The organism is Melioribacteraceae bacterium (assembly GCA_030584085.1).
Classification (GTDB): domain Bacteria; phylum Bacteroidota; class Ignavibacteria; order Ignavibacteriales; family Melioribacteraceae; genus SURF-28.
The window spans coordinates 1,965,219-1,985,509 of sequence record CP129490.1 but is presented as its reverse complement, the minus strand read 5'-3'; the positions used below and the strand labels follow the sequence as shown (position 1 = coordinate 1,985,509).

At 35.2% G+C, this 20,291-nt stretch carries 19 protein-coding genes; 16 read left to right on the top strand and 3 right to left on the bottom strand.

Going from position 1 to position 20,291, the window contains the following annotated elements; all coding sequences use genetic code 11:
• Position 1: 1 nt before the first annotated feature.
• On the bottom strand, positions 2-2,098 hold the full coding sequence (locus QY331_09050; GenBank protein WKZ68101.1) for a sodium:solute symporter family protein: 2,097 nt from the start codon (positions 2,096-2,098) through the stop codon (positions 2-4).
• Positions 2,099-2,859: 761 nt separating this feature from the next.
• Here QY331_09050 and QY331_09045 point away from each other — a divergent pair.
• The 4 genes from QY331_09045 to QY331_09030 all read left to right on the top strand — a co-directional run bounded on the left by QY331_09045 (position 2,860) and on the right by QY331_09030 (position 6,969).
• Complete coding sequence (locus tag QY331_09045; protein WKZ68100.1) at positions 2,860-3,207, top strand: hypothetical protein; 348 nt, start codon at positions 2,860-2,862, stop codon at positions 3,205-3,207.
• 126 nt (positions 3,208-3,333) lie between these two features.
• On the top strand, positions 3,334-4,383 hold the full coding sequence (locus QY331_09040; GenBank protein ID WKZ68099.1) for a T9SS type A sorting domain-containing protein: 1,050 nt from the start codon (positions 3,334-3,336) through the stop codon (positions 4,381-4,383).
• Positions 4,384-4,501: 118 nt separating this feature from the next.
• Positions 4,502-5,800, top strand: a complete 1,299-nt coding sequence (locus QY331_09035; protein ID WKZ68098.1) for an amidohydrolase family protein — start codon at positions 4,502-4,504, stop codon at positions 5,798-5,800.
• A complete protein-coding gene (locus QY331_09030) occupies positions 5,797-6,969 on the top strand; it encodes an amidohydrolase family protein (protein WKZ68097.1) in 1,173 nt (390 codons plus the stop codon). The genes QY331_09035 and QY331_09030 overlap by 4 nt, the downstream gene beginning before the upstream one ends.
• A gap of 47 nt (positions 6,970-7,016) precedes the next feature.
• Here the strand turns inward: QY331_09030 and QY331_09025 are convergent, their stop codons facing one another.
• Together QY331_09025 and QY331_09020 are read right to left on the bottom strand one after the other, a co-directional pair.
• The gene (locus tag QY331_09025; protein WKZ68096.1) at positions 7,017-7,430 is read right to left on the bottom strand and encodes a hypothetical protein; all 414 of its coding nucleotides are present in this window, start codon (positions 7,428-7,430) and stop codon (positions 7,017-7,019) included.
• A 50-nt stretch (positions 7,431-7,480) separates the two neighbouring features.
• Positions 7,481-9,010: an MFS transporter gene (locus tag QY331_09020; protein WKZ68095.1), complete on the bottom strand. Its 1,530-nt coding sequence runs from the start codon at positions 9,008-9,010 to the stop codon at positions 7,481-7,483.
• Positions 9,011-9,205: 195 nt separating this feature from the next.
• On the opposite strand from QY331_09020, the gene QY331_09015 reads away from it, so the two are divergent.
• The 12 genes from QY331_09015 (at position 9,206) to purD (ending at position 20,287) form a co-directional block, all read left to right on the top strand.
• Positions 9,206-10,096, top strand: a complete 891-nt coding sequence (locus QY331_09015) for a phosphoribosylaminoimidazolesuccinocarboxamide synthase (protein WKZ68094.1) — start codon at positions 9,206-9,208, stop codon at positions 10,094-10,096.
• Between the two features lie 8 nt (positions 10,097-10,104).
• Entirely contained in the window at positions 10,105-10,392 is a 288-nt protein-coding gene (locus tag QY331_09010; protein ID WKZ68093.1) for a DUF971 domain-containing protein, read from the top strand.
• Between the two features lie 13 nt (positions 10,393-10,405).
• A complete protein-coding gene (gene pgsA / locus QY331_09005) occupies positions 10,406-11,002 on the top strand; it encodes a CDP-diacylglycerol--glycerol-3-phosphate 3-phosphatidyltransferase (protein ID WKZ68092.1) in 597 nt (198 codons plus the stop codon).
• Positions 10,992-11,444 (top strand): phosphatidylglycerophosphatase A, encoded by a 453-nt coding sequence (locus QY331_09000; protein WKZ68091.1) that lies wholly within the window; start codon positions 10,992-10,994, stop codon positions 11,442-11,444. The genes pgsA and QY331_09000 overlap by 11 nt, the downstream gene beginning before the upstream one ends.
• Positions 11,445-11,463: 19 nt before the next feature.
• A complete protein-coding gene (locus QY331_08995) occupies positions 11,464-12,720 on the top strand; it encodes a competence/damage-inducible protein A (GenBank protein WKZ68090.1) in 1,257 nt (418 codons plus the stop codon).
• Positions 12,710-13,261: an RNA 2',3'-cyclic phosphodiesterase gene (gene thpR / locus QY331_08990; protein WKZ68089.1), complete on the top strand. Its 552-nt coding sequence runs from the start codon at positions 12,710-12,712 to the stop codon at positions 13,259-13,261. Before QY331_08995 ends, thpR begins: the two co-directional genes overlap by 11 nt.
• An 11-nt stretch (positions 13,262-13,272) precedes the next feature.
• The gene (recA, locus tag QY331_08985) at positions 13,273-14,331 is read left to right on the top strand and encodes a recombinase RecA (protein ID WKZ68088.1); all 1,059 of its coding nucleotides are present in this window, start codon (positions 13,273-13,275) and stop codon (positions 14,329-14,331) included.
• A 5-nt stretch (positions 14,332-14,336) separates the two neighbouring features.
• Positions 14,337-14,963, top strand: a complete 627-nt coding sequence (locus QY331_08980; GenBank protein ID WKZ68087.1) for a regulatory protein RecX — start codon at positions 14,337-14,339, stop codon at positions 14,961-14,963.
• A gap of 71 nt (positions 14,964-15,034) precedes the next feature.
• Positions 15,035-16,207, top strand: a complete 1,173-nt coding sequence (locus QY331_08975) for an acyl-CoA dehydrogenase family protein (protein WKZ68086.1) — start codon at positions 15,035-15,037, stop codon at positions 16,205-16,207.
• A gap of 44 nt (positions 16,208-16,251) precedes the next feature.
• Complete coding sequence (guaB, locus tag QY331_08970) at positions 16,252-17,721, top strand: IMP dehydrogenase (GenBank protein WKZ68085.1); 1,470 nt, start codon at positions 16,252-16,254, stop codon at positions 17,719-17,721.
• A gap of 14 nt (positions 17,722-17,735) precedes the next feature.
• Positions 17,736-19,013: a glycosyltransferase family 4 protein gene (locus QY331_08965; GenBank protein ID WKZ68084.1), complete on the top strand. Its 1,278-nt coding sequence runs from the start codon at positions 17,736-17,738 to the stop codon at positions 19,011-19,013.
• Positions 19,013-20,287, top strand: coding sequence for a phosphoribosylamine--glycine ligase (purD, locus tag QY331_08960; GenBank protein ID WKZ68083.1), 1,275 nt, complete (start codon positions 19,013-19,015; stop codon positions 20,285-20,287). The genes QY331_08965 and purD overlap by 1 nt, the downstream gene beginning before the upstream one ends.
• Positions 20,288-20,291 lie beyond the last annotated feature (4 nt).

Genomic DNA, 20,291 nt, shown 5'->3' with positions numbered 1-20,291 from the left:
TTTACATCTCTTTTTCAGCATAGATAATTTTATCCTCGCTGAACTGAGCAGATAGTAGATGATCTTTGCTTATGAAAATCTCCCCATCATTGGTGTGAGGTTCGCCAATTTTGGAATGGAAAGACTTTAAGCCGCCCAGATACTTTCTTTTATCAGATATATAAATTAAATCACCCACCCTCGCTTTTAATTTATTCATATCATTAAACGAAATATTCACTTCATCATTTTCATCATCACGGACTATCCAATTACAAAATATTTTCTCACCCTGTTCTTCATTCAACTCCTTTCCCTTAAATCTCTCTTTTGCTTTTTTGACAGACCATACCGTCAACCCTTCGAGGTGAATTTTTTCATCATATTTCAGTTTATATTCTGCAATAACAGATACGAATAGTGTAATGAGTATTGCTAAATAAATTGATGAATACATTTCGACAAGATTGAACCAGATTGCAACAAGTGATAGAACGACTATTGTAATTAGAATGTAAGTTACTTTGTCTCCTAAAGTTCCGGACTTAAGCTTTTCGGAAATATGTATAAACACTTTTCGTGAATAAGTAATTATTATCCCTAAACTAACGCAGACAATTAAATTATAGAGTGCACTGATGTAGGAATAGGGATGGACAGCATCGAAGGGAGTACCGTGTGCAATTGGAGTTATCAAAATATCGGGATATCGGGAACCGATAATCATCAGTGAAGAACCGCCGATGAAAGTTGTAAGAACTCCCGCGGGCGTAAACTTTTTCCAAAAAACTCCTAAGAAAATTGCAGTTACAAGCGGAGGGGTTAGTGTCGAATGAAAAAATCCATGTGCCTCATAAACAGTTGGATATGTATTAAAAGGAATGGTCGCAATCACACCTGCAAACGTAAATAATATCGAAGCTACTCTAGCGGCATTCAACTCTTTTTTTGCTTGAATTTGGGGCGAGCCCGCTTTGGTTTTCAACCACTTCTTTAAAGGTGCGTAAATATCGTTCATATAAACTGCTGCAATCGCATTAATTAGCGAATCGACAGTAGAGAGTAATGTTGCTGTTAGAGCTGCGACAACAAAACCAAATAATCCTTTACTAGCGATTATATGAGTAACAGCTATAAAGACTTGATCCGGATTTACATCGCTGTTTAATTGCGGGGGATTCATTTCAAGAAGTGCTTTACCTATCCAGCCGGCACTACCAACAATAATTGCAGAAATTGGCAACATAAATAATACATTGAATACAGCCGCTTTTCTTCCTTCGTTTACACTTCTGGCAGACATAAATCTCATTATTAATCCCATATTCATAAACAGAAATCCGATAGATCCCGCAATCCCATCCTGCCAAAAGATACCGACAAAGTTAAAATCCGGCGGAGAGTTAAAATTAGCTAACGGTTGTTTCCAACTTACCGGAAGCAAATTCCAGAATGTATCAATTCCGCCCACATAACTTATACCCAATGCAAAAATGATTACACCGGTTATTAGTAGTATTCCCCCTTGGATAAGATCTGTAAAAATAACTGCGGTTTGCCCGCCAAATGTGGTGTAAATACCAGTTATGAGAGCGATTGTGATGATTACTCCCATCAGAGTTATATTGATATTTAATCCAATGAATTCGATTGACTGAGGCAGCAATGGAGTAAACACCTTTCCTAAAGTCAGCAGACCTATACCAAGATAGCCTATCATATAAAGAAGTTGAAAAATTGTTGCAATTAATCTTACACTTGGACTGAATCTCAATTCGAAATATTCTGGGATTGATCTTATCCTAGAATAAACTACAATCGGCAGCCACCCGAAAAGAAAAAGAGGCATAAAGAACCAGTCGTTCATATACGTCATTGTTGATGAAATTCCGTATTCAAAACCTTTGGCTGAGTATTTCACAAAACTGTGGCTTCCAACCCCCGTTGCCACAATTGAAATACTAATCAGCCACCAAGCAAATCGTCTGCCACCGAAAAAAAAGTCGGTTGTATTACGATTATATTTTGCGAAGTAGCTTCCAAACAGCATAATACCAACGAAATAGCAGATCATTACAATCCAATCTACAGCACTACCCAGACTGTGTAATTCATTCATTTTAGTTCCATAATATTTTATTAGCTATGTTAATTCTGGTTATATAACTATTACCTTAGCTGATTAATCAGCAGATTTACCTTAGAAACGCCGTGGGATATTTATTTTAAGTAATAGAGTTTATAACTTGATCCGGAAACTACCGGCTCAACTAACAACTATGAGAGATGAAGAGCGGGAGGGGGTCGAAAAGAATTATTTATATTCAAAATAAAATGAATGATGTGGAATAATGCTTTTTCATGATCAATATTATATTCACCAAGAATCTTAATCCGGCTTGAAAGTAATACAGACTTATATTCATTTGTTTCATTTATGTTTAATAATTTTCTCTGATTTAAGTTAACCTTACTCGACTCATTTTCTATTTTGGCCGGTGACTCACTTAGACTTGAAAAGCAGTTTATGTATATCGGATTAAAAGCCTGTTCTGAAAAACTGAGCATGGAAGAAATAATGTGAAGATTCTGAGAAAGAATTATAAAAAGAAGAGAGTAGACAAAGAATTTATTTTGGCGATAAAAACTACATTTGATCATTAAATTTGTCAAAAAGTACAATGCAAATATATCAGTAATAAAATATCATAGTAAAGAAAAATATTACAATCAGATCGCAGCATCTTTTGTAATATATAAAAAAAACATATTGGAATTGATTGTAAATCAGTTAAATTGTCCTTATTATTATTCGTTCCCTTCCACCTGAATAATAAATTATTCCAAAAAAAATTTTAACAATATTTTAATGAGGGTCTTATGAAAAAATTCTTAATGGCTGTCGCTGTATTTCTGTTTGTTGTATCATCTTCATTTTCGCAAGAACAAAATTTTACTTTAGTAAACGGAACTGATTTTGTAATTTCTTACGTTTACATTTCACCGGCATCGCAAGCAACTTGGGGAGAAGATGTCCTTACAGTTGATGTACTTGGTGCAGGTGACGAATGCGACATATATTTTGAGGGTTATGAAGATTGTGGTTGGGATATTAAAGCCGTAGCAGCTGACGGAAGTTCTGCGGTTTGGTCAAATATTGATTTGTGTGAATATTTTGTTATCACATTAACTATGACCGATGATGGACCTTACGCAATAATGGAATAACCTTTTAAAATTATTCTAAAAAAGCTGTCAAATTTTGACAGCTTTTTTTTTGTCCAATAAAAAAACCTTGCATCCATTTAAAATCAATACTAAATTAAATTCACATCATTTTTATGGAGGTGCAATATGAAGCAGAAGATGATTTATTTTTTCTTTTTCTTGCTCACCTTATCTCTGTTCTCACAAATCAAAAACATAAATTCATTAAGTGGTACCTGGACTGGAAGTTGGATTAATGATTTCTTTCTGAGCACCGGTGATGCTCAAATATTAATTGTGGTTGATGAAGGTCAGCAAAAAGTGATTGCTACTTTTAATATTGGTGGCACAGCTCTCGGACAATCCTCAATAGATACATTTATAGAAGAAGTAATTTATAATGATTCCGGGGCAACAATATCGTTAACACACGAAATCTGGGGTGATATAAACGGTAACATACTTTTTGCAACGGGTGAATTTTCCGGAACTGCGGAAGATAATCCTGTAAATCCCTCAGTTGGGCTGATGACCGGTGCAGGGATTCTGACTTCAGACAGTTTAAAAAGTACCTTTACAATGGACTTTAGCGGTACAATGATTACCGGAGGTATGGATTTAGTGAAAGAAAACGGAATTGAGCCGCCATCAAACTTAACTGCAGTTCAAAATTCTTCCGAGGAAGTAAGCCTATCATGGATAACTAATTCATCTAATCATACTGGTTTTAGGCTAGATCGCTGGTCAGCAAGTGAAGTCTGGATTGAAATTGCTGAATTAGATAAAGATGATGTCAATTACATTGATACGGAAATTGAAGAATCTACAAATTATAAATATAGAATTTCCGCAATTAATTCTGATACTGAATCAGAATATAGTAATGAGGCAGAGATTACAACTATTACAGACGTCAACTCTGATGAATTAGTTTACAAATTTGAGTTGTATCAAAACTATCCCAACCCGTTTAATCCAACAACTGTAATTAATTTTTCTGTTAAATATTTCTCGGCGGTTAAGCTAGAAGTTTTTAATCAAAATGGCGAGTTAGTAAAAAAATTGTTTGATGGGCATCTGGCAGCTGGTGAGTACGATATTAATTTTAATGCATCAGATTTCGCTTCAGGCGTTTATTATTACAGAATGGTAGCAAATAATTTTATCTCGACAAAAAAAATGCTTCTTATTAAATAATAACTAACGGACAACACGTTTCGGTTGTCCGTTTTATTTCTTCACTTCTCATCTTTGAAAGTCAAACTTCATTTCTTATTTTAATCGATCTTATATCCAATTTATAACCTGAGGTGATATGAAAAAGAAAAAATATTTTTTTCTGGTGTTTATGATGGCATCAGTGGTCACTGCATCAAATCTAAAAGTATTCAAGAATGCTGAAATCTATACAGCAGCAGGCGAACATTTTGAAAACGGTGTCCTAGTTATCGAAAACGGATTGATTAACTATGTAGGTGATCAAAGAATGTTTAAACTTCCTGCTGATGCTGAAGTTTACGACTTAGAAGGTAAAGCAATTATGCCAGGTCTGGTTGATACTCATTCTCACATTGGTCTTGATTGGGGATTCGACAGTGATTCACCGACACATCCCGATATCAGAATTCTTGATGCAATAGACCCGAATCATGAAACGTTTGGACGGGCAAGAGCCGGTGGAATTACTACGTTAAATATTATGCCGGGTTCGGGACATTTAATGAGCGGACAAACGGTTTATTTAAAATCAAAGAAAGCTAAGACTGTTAATGAAATGGTTTTCTGTGAAGATTTATTAAATGGCATCTGTGGTGGAATGAAAATGGCTAACGGAACAAATTCAATCCGTAATTCACCATTTCCCGGAACGAGAGGAAAGTCAGCAGCTATTGTTAGAAGTCTATTTTACAAAGCTCTTGATTATAAAAATAAAGTTGAAGCGGCAAAGGATGATCCGGAAAAAATGCCACCCAGAAATATTGAATTAGAACCTATTGTTGAAATACTTAACAAAGAAAGAACAATTCACTTTCATACACATCGAGCTGATGATATAATGACAGTTCTAAGACTAAAAGAGGAATTTGATTTTAAAGTTGTATTGCAGCATGTCAGCGAAGGTTGGAAAGTCGCCGATGAAATTGCAAAAGCTGGTGTTCACGCTTCGGTGATAATGATTGATTCTCCGGGTGGTAAACTTGAAGCAATAAATTTGAGTTTCGATACACCGGTTACTCTTGATAAAGCCGGTGTTGATTTTGGACTACACACAGATGATTGGATTACGGATTCAAGAATGTTTTTACGTTCCGGGGCACTCGCCATTCGTGCGGGATTATCCAAAGAACGTGCAATTGAATCGTTAACTATTGCCGGCGCTAGAATGCTTGATCTAGATAATCGAGTCGGTTCGTTAGAAAAGGGTAAAGATGCTGATTTTATAATTCTATCCGGTGATCCGTTTAGTGTTTATACAAAAATCGAACAAACTTGGATTGATGGTGAAAAGGTATTTGATCGAACTGTTGATGAAGATTATAAATATGCTCAAGGTGGTTATATGGTTTATCCAAGAGAGGGTCATATTCATATTGATGAGGAGTTAGAGAGATGAGAAAAATATTTTTAGTAACATTTATTTTGATAATCACTTCTTCTCTTTACTCACAAGTTGCAGTTAAAGGTGAGAAGATTTATACAATGTCAGGTTCAGTTATTGATAATGGAGTTGTATTAACCGAAAGTGGAAAAATAATAGCTGTTGGTTCTCAATCAGAAATTCAAATTCCCGAAGGTTTCGAAGTTGTAGAAGGCAAGGTAGTTACACCGGGCTTGGTTGATGCAAGATCAGTTGTAGGTTTAGCCGGAATTTACAATCAAAAACATGATCAAGATCAACTCGAAACTTCTGATCCGATTCAACCCGAACTTCGTGCAATTGATGCTTTCAACCCAAGAGAAGAACTGCTAGGTTGGATTAGAAAATTTGGAGTGACAACAATAAATACCGGACATGCTCCAGGTGGTTTATCAAGTGGACAAACGATGATAATCAAGACTACAGGTGATATGAAAAATGATATTCTTGATACTCTCTCTGCGGTTGTTTTTAGTCTTGGTTCAGATGTCTCCGGACAATTTAAAAAACCGGGAAGCAGACCGAAAGGAATTGCAATGCTTAGATCGGCATTTCAAGAAGCAAAGACATACATGGAAAGCAAGGAGAAAAAAGGAGTTAATCTTAGAAATGAAATTCTTTCAAAAATATTAAGAGGTGATGTTCCGGCGGTAATTACCGCAAACAGTGCGATCGATATACTCGCTGCGATAAGACTTTCAGAAGAATTTAACTTCAAACTCATACTCGATGGTGCAGCCGAGTCGTATTTAATTATTGATGAACTTACAAATAAAGAATTGCCGTTCTTTTTACATCCAATGATGTCAAGAACGAAAAATTTGTCCTATGATACACCTAAACTTTTCCAGGATAATAAAATTCTTTACGCAATTCAGAGTGGATATGAATCATATGTTCCAAAGTCCAGAGTAATATTATTCGAAGCAGCAATAGCTGCGGCAAATGGTTTAACTTTCGAAGAAGCGCTTGCAACAATAACAATTAATCCTGCTAAAATTTTGGGAATCGATAACAAAGTTGGAAGTTTGGAAGTCGGTAAAGATGCCGATATTGCAATTTATGATGGTGATCCGTTTGAATATACAACACATTGCTGCGGTGTAATTATTAACGGAAAAATATACGAAAGTGAATGTAAGTAATACAATTTTGGGTTGATTAAAAGCGATGACAATTAATCAACCCAATTTTAGTTCTTTTGAATTTTTAATCCGCTGTAAAATAATAGCACATATCCAACTAATAAAAGTATCCATACATAGCAAATTTCAAATTCTACATTTCCGAATTCTTCTACTTTTAATGAAGTCAGCCAAATAGAAAAATAAATAAAAAGGATTGCTGCAAGATTTAGTGAAGCCGAGATAAGAAATCCCGGTTTATATTTTTTGAGTAACAGAAACACACACAAAATAATTGTTATCCAAAAAGTAATTGCGAATGCAGAAATATCCTTCCAAACCCACATGCTTTTTTCTAAATCATAATTATCAAATATTGGTGCGATTGTTATAACTCCATCGCCTAAATAAGCTAAAGGTAAAAAACTGCAAATCAATAGAAGAAGAATACCAATGATTCCGATTAATTGATAAACTTTCATAAATCCTCCGGAAAAAATCCCCGAAATAATATTAATCCCGGGGATCTAATTTAATTTTTTCTTCGAATAACAAATTTATCATAAAGGAAAACTAAAAGAGCAGTTAAAGCTGCAAGTGCTGCAAAAATAGCCCACATAATATCCGGTCTTTGCATATCTCTTGCAAATGCAGCGTACATTTGACCTGATAAAATTCCACCAAATAAATTACCGAGTGCAACCGCCCAATAAAAATATCCCATGTATAAAGCAACTTTGTCCGGTGGTGCAATTCTTCCGGTATATTCTTTTTGTTTCGGACTTGCCATCATTTCGCCAAAAGAAAAAACTAAAATACCTGCAGCAACAATCCAACCTGTGGTTCCAAAAATCAGAATAATAAAACTGAAAATGGTTATAATCGTTCCCCAAAAAATTGTTGTAAATGGTTTTAGTCTTGTTACGAAATAAGAAACAATTACTTGAAATAAAACAATTCCACCCGCATTAATATTTATAATGTATTCAGGATTAAGTTGATTGGGTGTAACCATGCCGGCATTAAGAGAATCAGCCCAAGTTACTAATCCGATTGATTCCAAAGCGCTATAGAGAAATCCGAATAAATCGGAAGTGTCTGTAAAATCACGAATGTATAATGGCAGAGTATAAAATATTTGATTAAATGCTGTCCAAAATCCTGACATAAGTAACAAGAAAAGTGCAAATCTCCAATCGGCTAGTTTCATCGGTGAAGTGAACCAAGTAGCACTTCTTGATTTACGAGAATGGAGGATGAAATCATATCCCAAGTTAATAATAAGCCAGACGAATGAAAGGATTGTAATTGCCGTCCATGTAATTGCACCGGTTGAAGTAAATTTGGAACCCATTACAAGAATTACCAATAAGCCGAATACAAATAAGAAAAATCTTGCATTGCCTAAAACAATTACCATATCGTTGAAAACTTTCTTTAATGAACGGGGATTAGCAGAAGTGCTTTCGGTTGTGGGTTCTGTGTAAAACAATGTGACGAAAATAAAATTAATTCCAATCCAAATTGATGATGCAAGAAATACATATTCCCATGAAATAGCTCGCATAATACCGGCAACCACGGGCCCGAGAAAACCACCGATATTTACCATCATGTAAAAGATTCCAAATCCCATCGAACCGGTTTTCTCATTTGTAGTCTTTGAAATGGTTCCTACAATGACGGGTTTGAAAGTTCCGGCACCCAATGCAACAAGCATAAATGCAAAGAAGAATGTCGGAAATGTTTTTAATTGACCAAGTAAATAATAGGAGGGAACTAAAATCGCGAAAGCTGTAAATAAAAGTTTTTTAAAACCATATCGATCGGCTAATGCTCCTGAAACAACGGGAAACAAATAGAGGAAAAAAGTAACGACCCCCTGTAAAACACCTCGATCTTCATCGGTAAAACCTAAACCGCCGTCTTCAACCGCACCGGTAATGTAAAGAGAGGAAACCGCAAAGAATCCATACCATGCCATTCTTTCGAAGATTTCCATCGTGTTTGCAATCCAAAAAGTACGAGGGAATTCTTTGATACTAATTTTTTCGGTAGCCATTATACCTCAGATTTTTTAGGAATTTTGAAAAACAATTTTTGAAAATAAGTGATGCTGATACCTTTTGCAAGAAAATCTCAATCGATTGAATTAATTAATAATCTTTCACAGATAAATTTAATTTTTGAGTAGTTCTCTCTTACCCAATTTTTAATTAACTTTCTTCTTAATATTTAATAAAATCATCGAATTGACATGGAAAAAATCATTCTTCAAACCGATTTCAAAGAGCTAAAATTATTCAAAAAAGGGAAAGTTAGAGATATTTATGATCTTGGTGATTCTCTTTTAATGGTCTCTTCGGACAGACTTTCTGCATTTGATGTTATTCTGAATGACGGAATTCCTTACAAGGGAAAAGTTCTCACAAAAATCTCGGAGTTCTGGTTCAATTTTGTTGAGGATATAATCGATAATCATATTTTAGCTACAAATATTATTGATTATCCTCACTCATGTAAACCATATTTGAATGATTTAGAAGACCGGTCTATGATAGTTAAGAAATCGGAATTAATTCCTCTGGAATGTATTGTTCGAGGTTATATTTCCGGTTCCGGTTGGAATGATTATATGAAGGATAATTCAATTTGCGGAATCAAACTTCCGAAAGGATTAAGTGAATCGGATAAATTACCTGAGCCGATTTTTACTCCTTCAACAAAAGCTGAAATTGGTGATCATGATGAAAATATATTTGAGTCTGAAGCAAGGGCACTAATTGGACCGGATTATTACGATATCATTAAAGAAAAAGCAATTGCGATTTATTCTAAAGCTGCCGAATATGCTTTAACAAAAGGCATAATCATTGCCGATACAAAAATGGAATTCGGTATTTACGAAGATCAAATAATAATTATTGATGAACTGCTTACACCTGATTCGTCTCGTTTCTGGCCTTTGGATAAATATGAACCGGGTCGTGCTCAAGATAGTTACGATAAACAATATGTGAGAGATTATTTACTTTCGATCAATTTTAATAAACAGCCTCCGCCACCAAAATTACCCGAAGATGTAATTAATAACACTTCGGCAAAATACAGAGAAGCGCTTTATAAATTAACCGGTATTGAATTATAAATAAAACTATGAGTCCCGATAAAATTGAATTGAAGGATGGATACTTAATAATTAATTGGGATGATAAATCATCCACTTCAATTGAGTTGAATATACTGAGACGTAACTGTCCGTGTGCATATTGTAATCAATTTAGAGAACATCATAGTAATTCAATGCTTCAAGTATTTTTAGAAGATCAACTAAAGATTGCAGAAATAAAGACAGTCGGTAGTTATGCGTTAGGAATAAAATGGAAGGACGGACATAATACCGGCATATACGAATACAATCAATTGAAAAAATTAGCCACATAGATTATATCAATACATGGTACTACCAAATCAATTAACAACACTCCGCATTCTTCTTACTCCGGTATTCTTGTATCTATTTTTGACCGGTGATCCCGTATTGATTAGAATATCTTTTGTAGTGTTTATAATTGCTGCAATAACAGACTGGTACGATGGCTGGCTTGCACGAAAATTTAACTACATAACCAATTGGGGAAAGTTTATGGATCCCCTGGCTGATAAAATTTTAACATCAGCTGCATTCTTTGGTTTTGTTTTTATAGATATACTTGCCTTGTGGATGGTTATAGTAATTGTCGCTCGTGATTTAATTGTTACTCTTTTAAGAATTTATGCCGATTACCGGAGAATAAAATTTACTACAACTCGTCTAGCAAAGATCAAAACATTTTCCCAGATGATTTTTCTTTATTATCTGCTTCTTGTTTATACATTCAGTACTTTCCCGGAACTTGTCTCAGATTATCACAGTTTATTTTCGTTTCTATTAGATAGTAGCTTAATCTATTGGACGATGTTCGTTATTACAATTTTTACAGCCTATTCCGGACTTAATTACCTATTTATTAATAGCAAATTGATTAGGAAATTATTCAACAGTGAAACTTAATCTATTTGAAAAAATTATTGGATCGGTAATTTTCACTGGTTATATTAAATATGCCTCGGGTACTTTTGGCAGTTTGGTTGCTTTAGTGATATATTTGCTACCCGGTTTTGAGAATCCGACTTTACTCATGTTAGCAATTTCAATTTCTTTTGTCTTGGGTGTTAGTCTAGGACCAAAATTTGAAGAAGTGTACGGCAAAGACCCGAGACAATTTACACTTGATGAAGTTACCGGAACTTGGATAAGTTTAATTTTTGTTCCCAAGTCAATTTTATTTATAAGTATTGCGTTTGTCCTATGGAGATTATTAGATATTATTAAACCTTTTCCCGCAAGAATATCGGAGAGATTAAAAGGGGGATGGGGAATTATGATGGATGATGTTATTGCCGGGTTTTATACTCTTATATTGATGCATATACTAATTTATTTTGTTCAATAACGAAGTCATTAGGTTATTTATGAAAGCATGTCTAATTACAATTGGTGATGAAATACTAATCGGTCAAACGGTTAACACGAATGTTAGTTTCATTGGTGAGCAACTTACTAATTTACAAATTGACGTTATCAAATCAATTGTTATAGGTGATGATGAAGAAACTATTATGCATGAATTTAACGAAGCATATAAGAGTTCTGATTTGATTATTGTTACTGGCGGACTTGGCCCCACACACGATGACGTCACAAAAAGTTGTGTTGCAAAGTTTTTTAAATCCGATTTAATTAAAAATGAAGATGTACTAAACGACATAAAACAACTTTTCAAGAAAAGAGGGAGAGAAGTCACAGAATCTAATGAACAGCAAGCACTCGTTCCTAAAATTGCTGAAGTAATACGTAACTCAAGAGGAACCGCACCCGGAATGTGGATTGAGAAAAGTAAGAAGATATTTGTTGTAATGCCCGGAGTTCCTTATGAAATGAAAGAGATGATGATCTCATCAGTTGTTCCAAAATTGGATGTAATTCTAGGTGAACGAAAAGAATTCACCATAATAAAAAATTTAATGACTACCGGAATTGCCGAATCCCACCTTTATGAAAAACTAGGTAATATCAACGAATTATTAAACGGATCGAAACTTGCATTCCTTCCTAATCAGTTTGGCGTTAAACTCAGGATGACAGTAAAAGCATCTAAAGAAGTCGATGCACAAAATAAACTTTCTGAATTGGAACAGAGAATTAGAGCTATTGCGGGCAGATATATTTATGGAAAAGATGATGAAAAAATAGAAGAAGTCATCGGCAGATTAATGGTTGATAGAGGAATTAAAATCGCCGTTGCAGAATCATGTACCGGTGGATTGATTTCAAGCAGATTAACCAATGTTTCCGGAAGCAGTTCTTATTTTGATAGAGGAGTAGTTGCATACAGCAATGCAGCAAAAGTAGAAATACTTCGAGTGGATGAAGACTTGCTTCAAAAATATGGTGCTGTTAGTTTAGAAGTTGCTCGTTTAATGGCTGAAGGTGTCAAAGCAATTTCAGGTTCTGATATTGGTTTGAGTGTCACCGGAATAATGGGCCCGACAGGCGCAACTCCAAACAAACCGGTCGGTCTAGTATATGTTGGAATCTGTGACGATAATTTGTGCACTGCAAAAGAATTTCGTTTTGGGGATGATAGATTATTAAATAAAGATAGAACAGCTCAAGCCGCATTAGAAATGGTTAGACGAAATCTTCTCGGTATTCCATATGACGAATAGATTGTTTATTACTCTGGATATTCCAGATGAAACAATTGAAGAAATTATTGAATTAAGAAATCATCTTTATTCAGCTAAAGATGCAAAGTGGGAAGGGAAAGATAAATATCACATAACTCTAAAATTTCTTGGTGATACAAAAGTCGATTTAATTCCCAGAATAAATAGCCATCTAGAAAACATTTCCGGAACTACAAAGGAAATAAAATTATCATTTGATCGATTCGGGATGTTTTACAGAGAGAGAGTTCCAAAAATATTTTGGATTGGTTTGGAACATAATATTTACTTGCAAAGTTTGCATAACAAAATTGATAATGCGTGTGCTGAATTTGGATTTCAAAAAGAGAAACGAAAGTTTAATCCGCATTTGACTATTCTTCGTATTAAAGGAAATGAGAAAATTAGTATTTTAGAAAAAATGACTCAAACAAAAATTCAACCTATAAATTTTACTGCCAAAACCATATCTTTGATGAAAAGTGATTTGAAGCCGACCGGATCGGTCTATTATACAATAAAAAGTTTTGAATTAAGTTAAATGGAGGAACAATGTCAGCAGAACAAGATGCTAAAATGAAAATCTTAGACGATACAATTTCCAATATTGAAAAGCAGTATGGAAAAGGTACAATTATGAAATTGGGCGATGGGGTTATCAATCCCGTTGATTCAATACCAACCGGATCAATTTCACTCGATTACGCATTAGGAATTGGTGGTGTACCGCGCGGAAGAATTGTTGAAATTTACGGACCCGAATCTTCCGGTAAAACAACATTATGTTTGCACATAATTGCCGAAGCACAAAAACGTGGCGGACTAGCAGCATTTATTGATGCCGAAAATGCCCTTGATATTGGCTATGCTAAAAAATTGCATGTTGATGTTAAGAATCTTTTATTATCTCAACCTGATTATGGTGAGCAAGCTCTAGAAATTGTCGATACACTTGTTCGATCAAACGCTTTAGATATAATTGTAATTGATTCGGTTGCCGCACTTGTACCTCGTGCCGAAATTGAAGGAGACATGGGTGATCCTCACATGGCGGTTCAAGCAAGATTGATGTCTCAAGCTTTGAGAAAATTAACCGGTGCAATTAATCGTTCTAAAACTGTGGTTATTTTCACAAATCAATTGAGAAGTAAAATCGGTGTAATGTTCGGAAACCCGGAAACAACAACAGGTGGAAACGCACTTAAATTTTATGCATCTCTCAGAATGGATATCAGAAGAATTGCAGCAATAAAAGACGGACAAAATGTAATCGGCAACAGGACAAAAGTAAAAATTGTAAAGAGCAAAGTTGCTCCACCATTTAAAGAAGTTGAATTCGATATTCTTTATAACGAGGGAATTAGTAAGACCGGAGATTTAATTGACATCGCGACAAATGCCGACATAATTAAAAAGAGCGGTGCATGGTTCACTTATGGCGAAGATAGATACCAAGGCAGAGAACAATTCCGTCAGTTTTTAGTTGAAAATGAAGAGGCCTACAAGAAACTTGATTTGGAAGTTAAAAAGCATTTAGGAATGTTAAAAGACGATCCAAAAGTTGAAGCGCCAAAAGAAAAAGAGGAAAAACCCTCAAAAGGTAAAAAATAAATTGAATGAGAATCTTATCTCTCGTTAAAAAAAATAATTATGTAACCGTAACTCTTGATACAGAAGAAAAATTAAGGCTGCACTATGAAGTTGTTGTAAAGTGCGGCCTTCGTAAAAATGATGAGCTTTCCGACCAACAATTAAAATCAATTCTTGATACTGAAAAAGAATTTAATCTAAAGAACTCCGCATTACTCTTACTCTCACGCCGCCTTCACTCCTCGTTTGAACTTCAAACCAAATTAATGAAGAAGGGACACACAAAAGAAGAAATCAAACCTATTCTAGACGATTTTAAAAATAAAGGTTACTTATCCGATAAGGAGTTTGCGGAGAGATTTATTGAGGAAGGTCTTAAAAAGAAAAAAGGATTAATGAAAATTAAAGCTGATCTATTTTCTAAAGGTGTTTCACGTGAGATTATTGACAGATTATTATACGATTACGAAGGTGATGATTCATTGCTTGAGAACGCTAAAATATTAGCCGAGAAAAAAATGATATCAATTAATCGAAAAGAATTAGAACCGTTTCAAAAAAAACAAAAACTTTATTCTTATCTAAGCGGGAAAGGTTATTCATCGGATATTATTAGGCAAATTGTGGATGAGTTAATAGAAGATGATCAGTAAATAATTTGATAAAATTTCTAAATTCTTATTAACTTTGTTGATTCAAATTTTCCCAAAAGAAAGGTTCCCTTGTGCAAAAATTCGTAGGTGTTGACTATTATAATATAGAAGATCTTCTATCCGAAGAAGAAATATTAGTTCGTGATTCAGTTAGAAAATTTATAGATGATAATGTTATACCGGTAATTGAAAAGCATTATCAAGACGGTACATTCCCAATGGATTTAATTCCCAAACTCGGTGAACTTGGAGTTTTCGGAATGACACTTCCGCAAAAATACGGATGTGCCGAAATGAACAACGTTGCTTACGGACTTGCAATGCAAGAACTCGAAAGAGGTGACAGCGGTGTTAGAAGTTTTGCTTCGGTTCAAAGTGCTCTCGTAATGTATCCAATTTATACTTTTGGTTCTGAAGAACAAAGAGAAAAGTGGCTTCCAAAACTAGCCGCCGGAGAAAAAATCGGCTGCTTCGGATTAACCGAACCTGATTACGGATCCAATCCCGGCGGAATGGTAACCAAAGCCGAAAAAGTTGACGGTGGTTATAAACTCAACGGCGCAAAGATGTGGATTACAAACGGAACACTTGCTGATGTTGCCGTTGTTTGGGCAAAACTCGATGGAAAAGTGAGAGGCTTTTTGGTTGAAAAAGGAACCGAAGGTTTCAGTGCACCGGAAATGAAAGGCAAACATTCATTGAGAGCATCGGTCACTTCAGAATTAATTTTACAAGATGTCATTATTCCTGAAGAAAATTTATTACCAAAATCAGATGGTCTAAAATCCGCACTAATGTGTCTAAACCAAGCAAGATATGGCATTGCATGGGGAGTTACAGGCTCAATGATGGCATGTTACGATACCGCATTGAACTATGCAAAATCAAGAGTTCAATTCAGTAAACCGATTGCCGGTTACCAGCTAACTCAAGCTAAACTTGTTTATATGTTGACCGAAATCACAAAAGCTCAGTTACTAAATCATAGATTAGCTATATTGAAAGATGAAGGCAAATTAAAACATACTCAAGTCTCGATGGCAAAAAGAAATAATTGTGAAAAAGCATTAGAGATTGCTCGTATATCAAGAGAAATTCTCGGTGCAAATGGTATCCTTGATGAGTACCCAGTTATGAGACACTCGGCAAATCTTGAATCTGTTTATACCTATGAAGGTACACATGAAATGCATACTTTAATTATTGGTGAGGATGTTACCGGATTAGCTGCATACGATAGCTAATTTTTAGACCGCTTATGCGGTCTTTTTAATATAAGGAGATTTAGATGGATTCCAAACGTATTGCATATGAAGGATTGACCTTTGACGATATTCTTTTACTTCCCGCAGAGTCAAAAGTATTACCAAGACAAGTTGATATAGTATCATATCTCACACCGGATATTAAATTAAACATACCCTTTCTTTCGGCAGCAATGGATACAGTGACCGAATCCGGAATGGCAATTGCAATGGCAGCGCAAGGTGGTATAGGAATTATTCATAAAAATTTATCGATTGCAAGACAAGCCGAAGAAGTTGACAAAGTGAAGCGTTCTGAAAGCGGGATGATTAATAAACCCATTACGTTAAAAGCTGATAGAACAATAGAAGATGCACTTGAATTGATGGCTAAATATAGAATATCCGGAATTCCGATCGTTGATGATAAACATAAACTGATTGGTATTCTCACAAATCGTGATTTGCGATTCGAGCCCAACATCAAACAAAAAGTTTTTGATGTAATGACAAAAGATAATCTGATCACTGCTCCAAAAGGAACGACATTAGAAAAAGCAGAAAAAATTTTACAGAAGTACAGAATCGAAAAACTCCCCGTAGTTGATGGAAACGGAATTTTGATTGGGCTTATTACTTTTAAAGATATTGCAAAGAAAAAGAAATTCCCAAATGCATGTAAAGATGAAATGGGCAGATTGAGAGTCGGAGCCGCTGTTGGAGTTTCAGCAGATACACTTGATCGAGTTCAAGCATTGATTGATGCCGGAAGTGATGCAATTATTGTCGATACAGCACACGGTCATTCGGAAGGTGTATTAAAAACGATTAAATCAATCAGAAGAAAACATAAAAATTTACAACTAATTGCCGGTAATATTGTTACAAAAGAAGCGGCTAAAGCTTTAGTTGAAGCTGGCGTGAACGCAATTAAAGTCGGGATCGGTGCCGGATCGATTTGTACAACAAGAGTAATTGCCGGTGTCGGTGTTCCTCAAGTAAGCGCGGTAATGGAGGTAGCACAAGCGATGAAAGGAAAAAACATTCCAATAATCGCCGATGGCGGAATTAAACAAACCGGCGATGTAGCAAAAGCTATTGCAGCTGGTGCGGATACTGTGATGATGGGTGGAATGTTTGCTGGTGTTGATGAATCACCCGGAGAAAAAGTTTTATTTGAAGGAAGAACTTTTAAAGTATATCGCGGAATGGGTTCGCTCGGAGCAATGAAATTGGGCAGTAAAGATAGATACTTCCAAGACATGGAAGATGACATCAAAAAGTTAGTCCCTGAAGGTATCGAAGGAAGAGTACCTTACAAAGGTCCATTATCCGAAACAATTCATCAATTTGTTGGTGGATTAAAAGCAGCAATGGGTTACTGCGGTACTAAGAATATCAAGGAATTAAAAACCAAAAGTAGATTCGTAAAAATTACCAATGCCGGTTTACGTGAAAGTCACCCGCATGATGTTGTAATTACCGAAGAAGCACCAAACTATCGAGTTAAATAGGAATAATTCTCTATATGTTCAAAGTTCTCTTTATATCATATTATTTCCCGCCAATGGGATTAAGCGGCGTGCAGCGTTCATTAAAATTTGCTAAATATCTAAAACAATTCAATTGGGAACCGACAATACTTACCGCCGGTGATACAGCTTATTATGCTCATGATTATGAATTATTAAAAGAAGCCGAAAACGCAGAATTAAAAATTGTAAGGACAGATGGAAGCGGTCCAAACCATGTTGGGAAAAAGAAAACCGTTAAGATTCCAAGAGAAATCATTAGGAAAACTCTGAGTAATCTTAGTAAATTTTTCTTCATACCCGATAATAAAATTGGATGGTCCAATTCGGCATATAAAAAAGGCAAAGAACTTTTGTCAAACGAAAAGTTCGACATTATTTATGTAACATGTCCGCCTTTTTCGTCATTTGTAACTGCGGCAAAATTAAAAAAGGAATTTGATCTTCCCTTAATAGTTGATTACCGCGATCTATGGTTTGGGAATCAGTTTTCATTCATGCCTACACCTTATCATAAAATGCAGCACAAGAAACTAGAGTATGAATCTCTTAAAGCAGCTGACAAAGTAATTGTGATAAATAGGAGAATTAAAGAGAGATTAATTAAACAATATCAATTCCTTACATTTGACGATGTTGTGATTTATCCGCACGGTTTTGATCCGGAAGATTTTGAGAAATCAGTTCCGATTCCCAAACCCCATAATAAATTAATTCTGACATATTCTGGAATCTTTTATGAGAATATTACACCTAAATATTTGATTAAAGCATTTAAGAAATTATCGCAAGAACGCCCTGATATTGCGGCGAACTACGAGCTTCATTTTGTCGGTTATTTTAGGAAAGAGAATCAACAACTAGTGAATAGATTAGGTTTGCAAGAATTTGTAAAGGATCATGGATATTTATCCCACAAGGATGCGGTTCAAAGAATTATTTCAAGCGATGTCTTATGGATGATGGTTGGAGAAACTCAGAGTGCAGAGACAATCTCGACAAGTAAATTATTTGAATATTTTGGTTCACGCAAACCGGTTTTAGGTTGTGTCCCTGACGGTGCAGCAAAAACAGCTTTAGAAGAGTATGGAGCTTCGTTTATAGTACCACCTGATGATATTGATGCAATTATGAATTCGTTGATTAGGATAAATGAGTTATACAAAAAAGGAAATTTACCGACAGCAAATGAAGAATATGTTAATCGTCATAACCGAATTAAGTTGACTGAACAACTCGCAAAGCAATTTCAATTTTATCTGAAGGCCGAATAATGAATGTACTTCTGATCGGTTCCGGTGGTAGGGAACACGCTCTTGCTTATAAAATTTCGGAAAGTCCAAAACTTACAAAATTATATTGTGCTCCCGGTAATCCCGGTATAGAAAAGTTTGCAGAATTGGTTTTATTGGATATTAATAAAAAAAGGGAAGTAGTTGAATTCTGCAAAGCAAACAATGTGGATTTGGTTGTAATTGGTCCGGAGCAGCCTTTAGTTGATGGGCTAGCAAATGAATTAAGAAAGTACGAAATCCCAGTTGTCGGCCCGAATAAATATGCAGCGATGATTGAAGGAGATAAATCCTTTTCGAAAGAATTAATGAAAAAATATTCAATTCCAACCGCAGATTTTGAAGTATTCACGAAGAATGAGAAAGATAAAGCTGTAAGATATTTAGATAAAACAACTTATCCCACTGTAATTAAAGCAAGTGGTTTAGCTGCCGGAAAGGGTGTTGCAATTTGTAATTCTGAAGAAGAAGCAGTTAAGACAATCGATGAATATTTTGAAGAAGATATATTTGGTGAATCCGGACATACAATTGTAATTGAAGAATTTCTCGAGGGTGAAGAAGCGTCGGTATTTGTTCTCACCGACGGAATGGAATATTTTGTTTTACCACCATCGCAAGACCATAAACGAGCATTAAATGGTGATCAAGGAAAAAATACCGGTGGAATGGGAGCATACGCCCCAGCTCCTTTAATTACAGATTCTTTGATGGCAGAGATAAAAGAATCAATAATTTCTCCGACACTTGAGGCAATGGCGATTGAAGACAGACTTTTTAATGGATGTCTGTATTGTGGTTTGATGATAACAGACGAAGGACCAAAAGTAATTGAATTTAATTGTCGATTCGGAGACCCTGAAACACAATGTGTGCTCCCGCTTCTTGAAGGTGATTTTCTAAAATTATTGTATTCTGCGGCGATTGGAAAGATTGATCAATCATCGGTTAATTATAATGGTGGAAGTTCTGTTTGTGTTGTCGCCGCTTCCAAAGGTTATCCCGATAAATATGAAATAGGATTTGGGATTACCGGATTGGACTTAAGGCAAGATAATATAATAGTATATCACGCTGGCACTAAAAAAATAGATGATAAAGTTGTCACAAATGGCGGACGTGTTTTAGGTGTTACTTCTTTTATAAAAGAAAACAATTTAACATTAGCTAAACAAATAGCTTACGATGCCTTATCGAAAATTAATTTTAAAGGAATAACCTACCGGACTGATATAGCTGATAAAGCTTTGAAATAATATG

What these genes read in the sequence shown, in the direction of transcription:
- QY331_09050 (WKZ68101.1), bottom strand. Translation starts at nt 2,098, where the DNA reads ATGAATGAATTACACAGTCTGGGTAGTGCTGTAGATTGGATTGTAATG.
- QY331_09045 (WKZ68100.1), top strand. Translation starts at nt 2,860, where the DNA reads ATGAAAAAATTCTTAATGGCTGTCGCTGTATTTCTGTTTGTTGTATCA.
- QY331_09040 (WKZ68099.1), top strand. Translation starts at nt 3,334, where the DNA reads ATGAAGCAGAAGATGATTTATTTTTTCTTTTTCTTGCTCACCTTATCT.
- QY331_09035 (WKZ68098.1), top strand. Translation starts at nt 4,502, where the DNA reads ATGAAAAAGAAAAAATATTTTTTTCTGGTGTTTATGATGGCATCAGTG.
- QY331_09030 (WKZ68097.1), top strand. Translation starts at nt 5,797, where the DNA reads ATGAGAAAAATATTTTTAGTAACATTTATTTTGATAATCACTTCTTCT.
- QY331_09025 (WKZ68096.1), bottom strand. Translation starts at nt 7,430, where the DNA reads ATGAAAGTTTATCAATTAATCGGAATCATTGGTATTCTTCTTCTATTG.
- QY331_09020 (WKZ68095.1), bottom strand. Translation starts at nt 9,010, where the DNA reads ATGGCTACCGAAAAAATTAGTATCAAAGAATTCCCTCGTACTTTTTGG.
- QY331_09015 (WKZ68094.1), top strand. Translation starts at nt 9,206, where the DNA reads ATGGAAAAAATCATTCTTCAAACCGATTTCAAAGAGCTAAAATTATTC.
- QY331_09010 (WKZ68093.1), top strand. Translation starts at nt 10,105, where the DNA reads ATGAGTCCCGATAAAATTGAATTGAAGGATGGATACTTAATAATTAAT.
- pgsA (WKZ68092.1), top strand. Translation starts at nt 10,406, where the DNA reads ATGGTACTACCAAATCAATTAACAACACTCCGCATTCTTCTTACTCCG.
- QY331_08995 (WKZ68090.1), top strand. Translation starts at nt 11,464, where the DNA reads ATGAAAGCATGTCTAATTACAATTGGTGATGAAATACTAATCGGTCAA.
- thpR (WKZ68089.1), top strand. Translation starts at nt 12,710, where the DNA reads ATGACGAATAGATTGTTTATTACTCTGGATATTCCAGATGAAACAATT.
- recA (WKZ68088.1), top strand. Translation starts at nt 13,273, where the DNA reads ATGTCAGCAGAACAAGATGCTAAAATGAAAATCTTAGACGATACAATT.
- QY331_08980 (WKZ68087.1), top strand. Translation starts at nt 14,337, where the DNA reads ATGAGAATCTTATCTCTCGTTAAAAAAAATAATTATGTAACCGTAACT.
- guaB (WKZ68085.1), top strand. Translation starts at nt 16,252, where the DNA reads ATGGATTCCAAACGTATTGCATATGAAGGATTGACCTTTGACGATATT.
- QY331_08965 (WKZ68084.1), top strand. Translation starts at nt 17,736, where the DNA reads ATGTTCAAAGTTCTCTTTATATCATATTATTTCCCGCCAATGGGATTA.
- purD (WKZ68083.1), top strand. Translation starts at nt 19,013, where the DNA reads ATGAATGTACTTCTGATCGGTTCCGGTGGTAGGGAACACGCTCTTGCT.